The following is an 11,810-nucleotide window of genomic DNA, read 5'->3' on the forward strand; positions in this document are numbered from 1 at the left end:
TTCGCCACCGCGCCCGCCTCGGCCTCCTTCAGAATGCCGATGATCTGCTCTTCCGAAAACTGCTTCCGCTTCATTCCGTCCGTCCCTTCGATGGGCCGGTCTCTAGCTCCAAGTGGATGAAGAAACGGGGGTCACGTCAACACCAATGAACTTTTCATGGCTTTGCCTTTTTTGATAGCCGCCAACCTCCGTGGCGTGGCTCGCACGCGGCTGATGACCGGTTGTTTTGGGGGCGATGCCGCTCCGCTAAACGGCGTGCCGGTTCAGCCGGCTGAACGCTGATCCTGACTTGACCATGCGATCCGGTGGTCAGGTGGAAGCAGCGATCAGCGCTTCAGCGCAATCGCCTGTAGTGGAAATTGCGGATGAACGGCTCTCCCTTATCGTTGAGGGCTGCCGCAGACTCGGTCATCTCCTTGCCGTTCGCCGACACGATGTAGACGCGCACCGATCCCAGCCTCTTGGCCTTCGCGATATTGAGCACGAGCACGTTGGGTGTCGGCGTCATGACGGCCACGCTGTCCGCCTCGCTCGTTTCTCCCTCGCTGGGCGCCGTCGTTCCATCGGGACGATAGGATGCGGCCATGTGCCGGACGCTGCCGTCCTGACCGGTGATGTCGACGACCATCCGCCACTTGCCTTCACCGATGTCCTGAAAGCTGTAGACGACCCTCTTGGGAGGCGGTCCGTAGGTGCTGGGCATGCGCGTCAGGTCCAGTTCCCATCGTCCCATGAAAGGCGACGGCGCTGTTGCCTCTGATCGAACGCCTTCCGGTTGGGCGACGGCTTCGTTGGCAAGGCCTGCGATGGTCGCGGCAGCCGCCAGACATATGGCTGAGCGGTATAAAGGCAAACGCAGCATGCAAACTCTCCATAGATGGCCAAGGCATCGCCTCAGCGTGGGCAATGGCTGTGGTGGGCGGCGCAGGCGCACCTCCACCGTCTCCGGGGCATCTCCCCGAAGGTTCGCAATCGATCGTCAGTCGTCCGTCGGCGGAGTGATCAGCCGGGCTGCTCGGTCGGAGTGGCGCGGTGAAGCTCGGCGTGCCGACGCATGATGACCAGGAGGACGGCCAGCTCGATCCCGACCACGCAGCCTTGCATCAGCGCCTGCCGACTATCGAGGAAGAACACCCCCATGAAGATGACGAGCGTGGTTATCCCAGCCAGCGTCCACAGCGACCAGCGAAGCGCGCCGGACCAATCGCGCTCCAGCAGTGACCAGGCGAGCCGCAGATGCCCGACCCCAGCCACGAGCTGGATGAAGGCAAGGGCCGGAATGCCTCCCAGATAGGTGGGACGCAGCAACGCCTCATGTGACGCGCCAACGAGGAGCGCGCCCGGAAGGCCATGCTGGTCGGGATAGAGATAGGGGAAGCCCAAGACCGCGCAGCCGATCTCGATCGTGGCCATTGGAACCATGATGCCCAGCGCCACGGCATAGCTGGTGAGGACGAACCGTCCCGTCGCGCTGCCCAACATTTCCCGCCACGCCGCAACGAGACAGCCCGCCGCAAAGGACAGTCCCTGCCCGTCGGCGGCTGCGGCATGATGTTCGGCATTCATCGCCTGGGACCAAGTCTGACGGTCCTCACCCATGCAGGCGGTCGCGATCGCCATGATCGCGCGGGACAATGACATCCTCATGCCAGCATCTCCTTGCCGGAAAGCGCGCTGTTTTCGCCGGTCAGTTCCATAGCCAGCGCGAAACCGCTCGCGGTCAGTCGATAGACATGGCGGGGCGGGCGCCCTGGCTGCGCAGGCTCACGCCATTCAGCCTCGACCAGTCCGTTGTCGCTCATCCGCATCAGGAGAGGGTACAGCGTGCCCGACGATAACCCCGTGTCCTTCAGCAGATCATAGCCGTGTCGCCATTCGCTGCGCTGGGTCGACAGGACCGCCAAGAGAAGGCGCATCTGTTTCGAGGGTTGCCGGCTCCGTGCCATACCGAATGACAACATATGTAGAATTAAGAGTCAACGGGATCTTGGCCGCTGCACGTCAAGGTTTGGAGCGCCGACCAAGGGTGTTCGCTTCGACGGCCATCTTCTGAAGGGTTTGACGTTCGGGAACGGCTTATCAGTCCAGATATTCGGTCTTTTTCGAGACAGCTGGCAGGACAGGGGCAGGGCCGGGGCTTGGTATATCCTCGGCCGCCGACATAAATGAATGGCAGAAGGTGGGGAGCCGAAGAGAGGCCGCGGATGACCAGAAGTGGGTCATAAACTTTGTTCGTGACCAACCCTCTTCGACACAGATGTCGACTTGGGAGCAAGCCGCGCCTTGACCCGCTCGGCTGCTTCCATCACGCGCAACACGTTACCGCCCGCCAGCTTGGAGATGTCGGCATCGGACCAGCCACGGCGCATCAGCTCGGCCAGGAGCGCGGGATAGGTCGAGACGTCGCCCAAGCCCTTGGGCAGCGTCTCGCCGACGCCGTCAAAGTCGGAGCCGAGCCCGACATGGTCGATGCCGGCAACCTTGGCGACATGGACGATATGGTCCGCCACCTGCGCCAGCGTCACCGTGGGGGCGGGATGCGCGCGAAGCCAGGCGGCGTAATCCGCCGCTGCTTTCTCCGGCTGGCCGATGTCGAGCCCGTTGTACGGCGGCGAGTTGAGCCGGGCCTTCTCGGCGAGCGAGTCGGCGGACCAGCGGCGGTAGGCGTCGGCGACATAGCCGGGCGCATAGTCGACCATCACCACGCCGCCGTTGCGCGCCACCAGCCGCAGCACTTCGTCCGAGACGTTGCGCGGGTGGTCGTTGAGCGCGCGCGCGCCCGAGTGCGAGAAGATCACCGGCGCGCGCGTCACCGCCAGCGCGTCGCGCATTACCTTCTCGCTGACATGCGACAAGTCGACCAGCATGCCGAGCCGGTTGAGTTCGAGCACCACCTTCCGCCCAAAGTCGGTGAGCCCGTCGTGGTGCGGGTCGTCGGTGGCGGAATCTGCCCAGTCGATCGTGCGCGAGTGGGTGAGCGTGAGATAGCCAGCACCCAGCGCGGCATAGGCGCGCAGCACGGAGAGGCTGCCGTCGATCTGTCCGCCGCCCTCCACCCCGATCAGGCAGGCGATCCGTCCCGCCGCATGCGCGCGGCGCACGTCGGCGGCGGTGCGCGCCAGCGCGAAGGTATCGGGATAGCGGTCGGCGAGCGAGCGGACGAGATCGATCTGCTCAAGCGTCTGCTCCACCTGCTCCTTGCCGGGCAGGTCGGGCGACACCCACACCGACCAGAACTGCCCGCCGACGAGCCCGCGCCGCAGCCGCACGATGTCGGTGTTGTAGGCGGGGTCACTCATGCCGAGGTCGCGCAGGTCCATCGTCCAGCGTCTCTCGCCCTCGCGCTCGCGCAACGCCTCGGCCCAGTCGTTGTGGCCGTCGATCAGGGGCGTCGCCTTGAGCACGCGCGCCACGCGAGCCGCATCGTCCTGCGCGGCGGCGGGGGCGGCGGTGAGCAGCGCCGCGGCGGCGAGCAGCGCGGCCCTCATCGCGCGCCCCTGCGGCTCGGGCGCGCGGGCGGGTCGTTCTCATTCTCGGCGGGCGCGCCGGGCTGGCCGTGGTGGAGCGTCAGCAGTGATTCCATCAGTTCCTCCTCGGCGGGCGCTGTCAAACCAACGTACCGGATTGTTTGAGAGCCGCGCAGGGTACTGTCAAACCAACGTACCGGCTCGCTCGAGAGCAGCGCAGGCGTGGTGTTTTCGCTCGCCTGAGCTACGCAGGCGCCGCTGTCAGTGCTGCGAACTAGCTCGGTGTTTCCCGAGGTAAGCCGCCTTTTGCCCGCTAAACAGCGGGCAAAAGGGCAAGAAGCTCGCCTTCAATCAGCCATGTGCAGTTGCTTTGACAGCACCCTGCTCCAAGATCCCACCCGGCGGATCACCTCCGCCACCGACGTGCCCGTCTTCGCCTGCTTCAGCGCGAACGCGATCTGCTCCTCGGTGTGCCTCGTCTTCTTCATGTCCCAGCTCCTTGCTCGCAGGCTTCGAAGGGCAGGAAACTCTCACTCAACATGGATGAAAAAAAAGCAGGGAGGATGGCAAAACGCAGCAACTAGGTGCCCAAACAGCCGGTGGAAGAGCGTTCGCTAGCGCGAGTGCATCAAAGGAATATGTGTCGGCCGGGCGCTGTCAAACCAACGTACCGGCTTGCTCGAGAGCAGCGCAAGCTTGGTGTTTTCGCTCGCCTGAGCTATGGAGGCCGGGCTGTCAGTGCTGCGAGCTTGCGTGGTATGTTCCGAGGTTGGCTTTCTTTTGTCCGCTAAGTAGCAGGCAAAAGGGCAAGAAGCTCGCCTTCAATCGGCCATGTGCAGTTGCTTTGACAGCACCCAGCCGATCTTTTCCGCAATGGAAACCATTGCCGCCCATCCCGATGGGTGATCGCGCTCGTGATCCAGCACCATCCGTACCGCCCGCTCGCGAACCTCGGGCGCAAACTTGTTCTTCGTCTTGCTCATACAGGCTCCACCTTCTCAGGAGTTGGAGCCTCTGACAAACCCGGGGCGGTTAAATACGTTTAGTCAAGATGTTCTAAGATGGGCTTAAAAATTCTGATCTCCAGCGTGAGGCGCTGCTCGATGCTTGTCATAACCCGCCTTGAAGTCGTTTGGTAACCAGGCCAGTTTCGCTCGATCTTTTCCAAGTTCCATTGGTCGATATGTGCCTTCGCTGCCGCCTGCAGAATTTTGAGATCTCCGGCAAGCTGGTCGGTAAGCCTTTCAACATCTGGATATGAGCTCCCCTGTAAAATGGGGAGGATCTCTCTTGCCAAAAAGCGGCTGCGCTCGGCGGCCGCCGCCGTGATGCGCAATCTGGAAAGCGCGATGCGGCCGGTCTGTGGCAGGTTCTCACTGCATAGTTCGCGGTGGAACGTGAGACACAGGCGCATTCGTTCGTGATGGCGGTTCAGCACCTCCAGCATCGTTTGCTCTCGCATTAGTTGGATTCGGGTGCTCAATGATTGTCGAAGCCGCCGGGTGGGGGCATTAGCCTCCGATTTTGCTCTTCAGGAACTCCTTAAGCTTGTCGGCGGCATTCTCGACGTCCTTGCCAGCGTCTTTGATCGCTGCATCTTTTTCCTTCGAAGCCTGTTTGGCCGCATTCTCTGCAGCCTGCTGTGCGTCCCTTGCGGCTTTCTCCTGTTCCCTAGCTGCATCTTCGACTGCTTTCGCGGCGGCCCTTTCAGCGTCCTTTGCGGCCTTTTCAGCGTCCTTCGCAGTCTTCTCGCGGGCGGCCTTGTCTGCATCGGCGGCGGCCTTTTCGGCATCCTTCGCAGCTTGTTCTGCGGCCTTGTCGCGCGCGAGCTTGTCGGCCTCCTTTGCAGCCTTGTCGGCATTTGCCTTCGTGGCCTCATCCGATGCCCTCGCGGCGCGCTCGGCTGCGTCCGCGGCTGCCTTGGCGATACGGTCTGCCTGGCGCGCAGCCTCCGCCGAAGCCTTGTCGGCCGCTTCCTTAGTGGCACGCTCGGCATCTCTTGCCGCCTTGGCGACTTGATCCGCCGCATCCCTGGCTGCGTCGCGGGCTACCTTGTCGAGCTTGGCCTTTTCCATATCGTCCGCGGCGCGCGCAGCATCGGCGATCGCCTTCGCGGCATCTCGAGCCGCCTTGTCCGCAGCCGCCCTTGTGGCAGGATCGTTTGCACGCGCCGCTTCGGCCTCAAGACGCGCCGCTGCCTCGTTGGCAAGTCGTGCCGCTTCTTGCGCTGCCGCGTGCTGTGACTGCTGGGCGGCTAGCACATTCGCGGCCGCTTGGGCGGCCTGGATCGCACGCGACGCCTCGGCTTCCTGTATGGCAGCAGCCTGAGCCTGCGCCTGAGCCTGCGCCGCAGCTTGAGCGATCGCGCGTGCATTCGCCTCTATCTGCTCTTGGACGAGCTTTGCACTGGCTGCAGCCTCGGCCTCTGCTTGTGCCTGGACGCTCGCCTTGGCGAGACGCTCCGCCTCGGCTTGCGCGGCCTGATCGGCTGCTGCTGCTGCTGCGCGCGCCGCCTGATCCGCGGCTGCGGCGGCGGCAAGCCTGGCCGTCGCACTCTGTTCCTGTTCGGCTTTCGCGCGGGCAGCCTCGTCGGCCGCTTTCGCGCTGGCGGCGGCAGCCACGATCGCAGCGCGTTCCGCATCAGCCTTGGCCTGCGCGGCGGTGGCCGCGTCAGTGCTCATCTTCTCGGCAGCCTCTGCGGCAGCAAGTGAAACAGACTGCTTTTCTACGATCGCCGCGGCGGCCTCCACGACCCGTGTCGTCGTGGTGGTCGCCTCGTTGGCGAGCCGGGTCGCCGCCGCTACCCCGGCGATATCACCGCCGATCGAGCCGGAGACCAGCCCGCCGGTCGTGGTGGAGAGGGATGCCGCGGGGGCATATACCGCCTGCGTCAGCGCGGGGGCCACGCTGGTCACTTGCACGCTCTCCGTCACTGCCGTGACCGGCGCTGCTGGCATCGACCCGCTGTTCGGCGTGGCGCTGGCGTCCGCCGGCTCCACAACTGCCTGCGTCGTCGAGGTGCCGCTCGTGGCTTCGGCCGGTGGGGGGGCCGATGCGGCAGGTGACGACTCATGGGGCGCGGCAGCAGCGGGTGACTCGACGACGCGTGATCGGCCGTTGTCCTCGATCGTCATCCGCATCCGGTTGGACGCCGAGATCATCGCCACGGCGCCGGGTGTGACCAGATCGTGCGCGCCGCCGTCGAGCGTCGACACGTCCACCGCGCCTTCAAGGACCTGCACCGCTGTCCCCTGATCGGACACGCCGACCGAAAACGTCGTGCCCTTCACGACGGCGGCGAGATACGGCGTCTTCACCTCGAAATGGGGGGTCATCTTCTTCTTGATCATGAAGACGATGTTCCCGAACTCCTCGACGACGCGGGTGACGCCGGCTGCCTGAGCCTCCACGGGAAGGCGCAGGCGCGACGAGGGTGCCACCATCATGAACTCTGCCCCACGCACCAGCACCGCACGACCGCCGGGACCGGTGCTGACGGTGTCGCCCGCGGTAATCGATGTCCCACGGGCGGCGATGGTGCTGAGCCCCGCGCGCGTGATGGTGACGGTGCCGCTCGCCTCGCTGATCGTCCAGCCCGCAGGCCCGGCGAGCGCCGGGGCGGAACAGGTGGCCGCCAGAACGGCGAACAGGGCGCGACGCATGATGCACTCTCCGGATCGGTCACCAAACGTGCCCGAGCTTTACCCCGCATGCCGCGATATCGTTTAGGGATCCTCACCGGGGCTGGTTGAGACGTTGGTAACGCTGTCACTAAGCGCCTCAACTAAATCACAATCATTCGCCCGCTACTGCTCCGGTTCTTGATCGGGACCGGGCTTGATGACGCGTGCAATTGGATGGTCGTTGCTGGGGGCGCTCGCCTCGCAGGGCGCGCAGGCGCAGACGGCGCTCGACCGCGCTGATCCGCGCGTAATCGAAAAAACCTTGCCACCGGCGGAAGTACCACAGCGTTCGGTAGCGCCAGCCCATCCGGGGCCGGTCTCGTCGGTGGTGACCACGTCGAAAGCGCTGACGGAGGCGGTACGCGCTGTCATCATCGAAGGACAGGATCGCCTTTCGCCTGCGGTATTTGCCGATCCTATCGCAACGGTGATCGGCCAGCGGCTTGACCGGGAACAGGTGGCCGGGCTGGCCGGGGCGATTGCGGAGGTAGCGCGGGCGCGGGGGTACCCATTCACCACGGCGCACGTGCCGGCGCAGACCCTAAAGGATGGCGTGCTGCGCGTGACGCTCGACCTCGGCAAGATCGATGCCGTGCGGGTCATCGGCGCTCGCAGCGCGACGGCGGATCGGTTGCTCGGGCACGCGCTCGCGACCGGCCAGCCGGTACGGCAGAGTCAGCTCGAACGGGCGCTGTTGTTGGTCGGCGACGTGCCCGGCGTACGCGTCACCGACAGCCGGCTCGTCAGGCAGGACGGCTTCGGCATTCTGCTCGTCACGATCGAGACCGATCGTGCGTCGGGATATGTCCAGGTCGACAATCGCGGCAGCAAGGAGGTGGGGCCGATCCGCTCGACCGCGCTCGCCACCCTGCACTCGCTGGTCAACGACGGCGACGAACTGGCGGTGATCGTGGCGCAGACGCCATTCCAGGCGAGCGAGTTCGCGTTTGCGCGGGTCCGCTATGGCACCATCATCGGCGATGATGGTCTGGTGCTGTCGGCATCGGGCTCGCTCGCCCGTACGCGCCCGGGCGGTTTCCTGAGGACGCTCGACGTGCGTGGCCGCAGTGCCGATGCCGCTGTGACGTTGCAATATCGGCTGCTCCGCACGCGTGGCCGCAGCCTGTTTGCGACGGCCGAACTGCGCGCGCTGGGCACCGATCAGGAGCTTGCCGGTCGACGGCTGCGCCACGATCGCATCACGACGCTCACCGGCACGCTGGGGGGCAATATGGCGGTCGGCGGCGGGACGCTGCGTGGGGAAGTGGCGGCACTTGCCGGCCTGCCGGTGGCTGCCGTCACCCACGCCGGTTCCGTGCTCGGATCGCGTTTCGACGGTGACGCGCGCTTCATTGCTGGCACGTATCTGATCGACTGGACGGTCAGGCTGGGCAAGCCGTTCAGCATCGTCATCGCCAGCGCTGGTCAGCTCGCCTCCCGGCCGCTGCTTGCGGCGATGGAGATCGGGCTGGGCGGCCCGGCGTTCGGTCGCGGCTATGACTATGCCGAGCGGACCGGCGATCACGGCGTGATGGGTTCGCTGGAACTGCGCGCCGACATCGGGCGAATACCAGAAAGTGTCGTCGATCGTAGCCAGCTCTATGCCTTTGTCGACGGCGGGACCGTCGGCAATCGTGGGAGCGGGATCGGCGGGGGCAGTCTTGCATCAACCGGGATCGGGATGCGCATCGGCACTGGACGGTTTGACTGGATGGCAGAGACCGCGCTGCCGCTAGGCCCAGTGCGTTTCGACACCGGCGACCGCCGCCCGCGCGTTTCGCTGCGCGTGTCGCGCGCTTTCTGATGCGCGCGTCCAGCAACGCGCTGATCCTCGCTGCCACCGCGCTGGTCGGCTTGGCGGGTATGCTGCCCGCAGTTGGCGGCCCGATCATGCGCGCGCTACAACCGTTCCGGTTTGCGGCTCAGTCCCATGCCGCCAGTCGCCAGGTGGCGATCGTCGAGATGGATGCGCGAAGCGTCGCGGAGATCCGGCAGTGGCCCTGGCCGCGCCGCCATTACGCCAAGGTCGTAGATGAGCTGCGCGAAGCCGGCGCGGCGACGATCGTGTTCGATGTCGACTTTTCCAGCGCCTCCAATCCCATCGACGATCGCGCCTTTGCAGCAGCGTTGCAGCGCGCCGAGGGGAAGGTGACTTTACCGACGTTCGGGCAGCAAGCCGGCGCGCGCGATCTCCGAACGCTCGATGCTTTGCCCCTCGATCTGTTTCGCGCGCATGCCGCGCTTGCCTCGGTCAGCTTCTCGCCGGACGTGGACGGGCTTGTTCGCTCGCTGCCCTTCGCGACCATTACCGCCGGCACGCCGCGCCCGTCACTTTCTGCCTATATTGCGGCGCGTGCAGGCGTCGCCGACGTCGATTACCCCGTCGATTTTTCGATCGATCCCGACACAATCCCGCGGCTCAGCTTCGTCGCTGTCGAACGCGGCGCATTCGATCCGGCGATTGTGCGGGGGCGCAACATTCTGATCGGCGCGACCGCGATCGAAATGGGCGACCGCTACCCGGCGCCCTTACGCGGCGTGCTCCCCGGAGTGACGATCCAGGCGCTGGGTGCCGAAACGTTACTACGCGGCGTGCCGGTGCGCGGCACGCCTTTGGCTACATTCGCGTTGGCGCTGCTATTATGCGTACCCGGCCTTCGAGCCCGGCGCCGCGACGTGGCAGCAGGCGTCTTCGCGGTCGGGCTCGTATCCCTGACAGTGGTGGTGCTGGCGGCGCAGCGTTGGCTGGCGATCTATTTCCCGCTCGGCCTCGGCTGGCTGATGTTGTCCACCGGCGGATGCCTGTTCGTTGCTCGCGACATCTTCCGCCGGTTTCGCACCGGGCGACTCTACGACGAGGCGACCGGCCTGCCCAACCAGCGCGCTCTCGTCAGTCAAAGCGGTAACCGCGCGGGCGTGGCTTGCGTCGTACAGCTCACCAATCTTGAGGAACTGTCGGCGGTGTTCGACACCATGCAGGTGGCGCAAGGCATCGTGCGTACGGCCGAGCGGCTTCGGCTTTGCAGCGCGTATGACGTCGTTTATCGCGTCCGTAGCCACCAACTTGCGTTGCTGATGCCGACGCACGAGATCGTCGAGGATCAGCTCGCGACGTTGCGGACGCTGCTGCTGCAGCCGGTCGAAATAGCCGGGCGCAAGGTCGATATTGCAGTCGCGCTGGGCGTGGCCGAAGACGGGGACATGGCGGCGGCGGCGTTGGCTGCGGGAGATGCCGCGGCGGCGGGCCTCTTCTGGCGGCGCGCGGCGCTCAATCGTGATCGGCTCGAGAATGCCGTTTCGCTGATGGGCGAACTCGACGTTGCGATTGCGGCCGGGCAGATCGAGGTTCACTACCAGCCCAAGCTGTCGCTTGCGACCGATCGGATCGCCAGCGTCGAAGCACTGGTGCGATGGCGCCATCCTGCACGTGGGTTCGTGTCGCCAGGCGCCTTCGTTCCGCTGGCTGAACAGAGCGACCGGATCGAACCGCTGACGCTGCATGTGCTGGAGCGGGTCATAGGCGACGCCGCGCGGTGGCGCGCCGCGGGTCACGAGGTAACGGCGGCGATCAATATCTCGGCCAAGCTCCTTGACGCGCCGGCCTTCATCGCGGCCGTCGACCAACTGCTCGATACCGCGCCGGTCGCGCCCGAGGCCCTCATCTTCGAAGTGACGGAGTCGGCGGCCATGTCCGATCCAACCATCGCCAGGGCAACGCTCCATCACTTTCGTGATCGAGGAGTCGCTATTTCGATGGACGATTATGGCACGGGTCAGTCTACGCTCAGTTACCTTCGTGAGTTGCCACTGAGCGAACTCAAGATCGATCGCAGCTTCGTGCAATTCGCTCATGAGCGGCAGAGCGATGCGAAGCTGGTCCGCTCCACGATCGACCTCGCTCACGCGCTAGGACTGAAGGTGGTTGCCGAGGGTATTGAAGACGCCGAAAACCTCGCCTTTTTGCGAGCCGCAAACTGCGATTACGCGCAAGGATACTTTATCGACCGGCCAATGCCGTTTGATGCGCTGGTCGTTCGACTTGGGAAGTTGAGCGGGTCCGTCAAACCAAATGCACCTGCTGGTAATCGGGCGAGGGCGGAGTAGGGCAGGGGCATGCCCCGCCCGCGCAAGCCAGCCTCGCCGTTCCGCTACTTCAACTCCTCGCCCGAGGTGATCCGTCTGGTGGTGCTCATGTACGTGCGGTTCCCGCTCAGCCTGCGGAACGTCGAGGACCTGCTGTTCGAGCGCGGGATCGACATCTGCCACGAGACGGTGCGGTTGTGGTGGAACAGGTTCGGTCCGCTGTTCGCCGGTGACATCCGCCGCCAGCGGGTGAGCCGGATGCGCGGGTTCCGTCACTGGCGCTGGCACCTGGACGAGATGTACGTAAAGCTGAACGGCGAGATGGTCTATCTCTGGCGAGCGGTCGACCATGAAGGTGAGGTGCTGTAAAGCTATGTCACCAGAACCCGCGACAAGGCAGCCGCACTCGCGTTCATGAAGAAGGCGCTTAAGCGCCACGGTTCACCGGACGCGATAACTACAGATGGTCTGCGCAGCTACGGCGCAGCGATGAGTGAGCTGGGCAACCGCGATAAGCAGGAGGTGGGTCGCTGGGCGAACAACCGGGTGGAAAGCAGTGACGTGACCCCCGTTTCTT

8 protein-coding genes and 3 pseudogenes are annotated in these 11,810 nt (G+C 65.0%); 3 read left to right on the top strand and 8 right to left on the bottom strand.

Annotated elements, in window-relative coordinates; genetic code table 11:
* Positions 1-334: 334 nt before the first annotated feature.
* From NS334_RS06725 to NS334_RS06755, 8 genes and pseudogenes are all read right to left on the bottom strand, one after another.
* Entirely contained in the window at positions 335-862 is a 528-nt protein-coding gene (locus NS334_RS06725; protein ID WP_241491840.1) for a hypothetical protein, read from the bottom strand.
* A gap of 140 nt (positions 863-1,002) precedes the next feature.
* Entirely contained in the window at positions 1,003-1,620 is a 618-nt protein-coding gene (locus NS334_RS06730; RefSeq protein ID WP_241491841.1) for a hypothetical protein, read from the bottom strand.
* A gap of 23 nt (positions 1,621-1,643) precedes the next feature.
* A complete protein-coding gene (locus tag NS334_RS06735; RefSeq protein ID WP_241491842.1) occupies positions 1,644-1,904 on the bottom strand; it encodes a PadR family transcriptional regulator in 261 nt (86 codons plus the stop codon).
* Positions 1,905-2,219: 315 nt separating this feature from the next.
* On the bottom strand, positions 2,220-3,488 hold the full coding sequence (locus NS334_RS06740) for a dipeptidase (RefSeq protein WP_058755211.1): 1,269 nt from the start codon (positions 3,486-3,488) through the stop codon (positions 2,220-2,222).
* Positions 3,489-3,859: 371 nt separating this feature from the next.
* A pseudogene (locus tag NS334_RS18590) lies at positions 3,860-3,955 on the bottom strand (transposase); the annotation flags it as partial.
* Between the two features lie 369 nt (positions 3,956-4,324).
* Positions 4,325-4,450 (bottom strand): annotated as a pseudogene (locus NS334_RS18135) (IS3 family transposase); the annotation flags it as partial.
* A gap of 59 nt (positions 4,451-4,509) precedes the next feature.
* A complete protein-coding gene (locus NS334_RS06750) occupies positions 4,510-4,914 on the bottom strand; it encodes a hypothetical protein (protein ID WP_153002616.1) in 405 nt (134 codons plus the stop codon).
* Between the two features lie 64 nt (positions 4,915-4,978).
* The gene (locus NS334_RS06755) at positions 4,979-7,129 is read right to left on the bottom strand and encodes a FecR family protein (protein WP_058755213.1); all 2,151 of its coding nucleotides are present in this window, start codon (positions 7,127-7,129) and stop codon (positions 4,979-4,981) included.
* A 349-nt stretch (positions 7,130-7,478) separates the two neighbouring features.
* On the opposite strand from NS334_RS06755, the gene NS334_RS06760 reads away from it, so the two are divergent.
* The 3 genes and pseudogenes from NS334_RS06760 to NS334_RS19045 form a co-directional block, all read left to right on the top strand.
* Complete coding sequence (locus tag NS334_RS06760; RefSeq protein ID WP_241491843.1) at positions 7,479-8,954, top strand: ShlB/FhaC/HecB family hemolysin secretion/activation protein; 1,476 nt, start codon at positions 7,479-7,481, stop codon at positions 8,952-8,954.
* Complete coding sequence (locus tag NS334_RS06765; protein WP_083500301.1) at positions 8,954-11,254, top strand: putative bifunctional diguanylate cyclase/phosphodiesterase; 2,301 nt, start codon at positions 8,954-8,956, stop codon at positions 11,252-11,254. Before NS334_RS06760 ends, NS334_RS06765 begins: the two co-directional genes overlap by 1 nt.
* 9 nt (positions 11,255-11,263) lie before the next feature.
* Positions 11,264-11,810, top strand: a pseudogene (locus NS334_RS19045) (IS6 family transposase); the annotation flags it as partial.

The sequence above is a fragment of the Sphingomonas endophytica genome (assembly GCF_001476895.1).
GTDB classification, from domain to species: Bacteria; Pseudomonadota; Alphaproteobacteria; order Sphingomonadales; family Sphingomonadaceae; genus Sphingomonas; species Sphingomonas endophytica_A.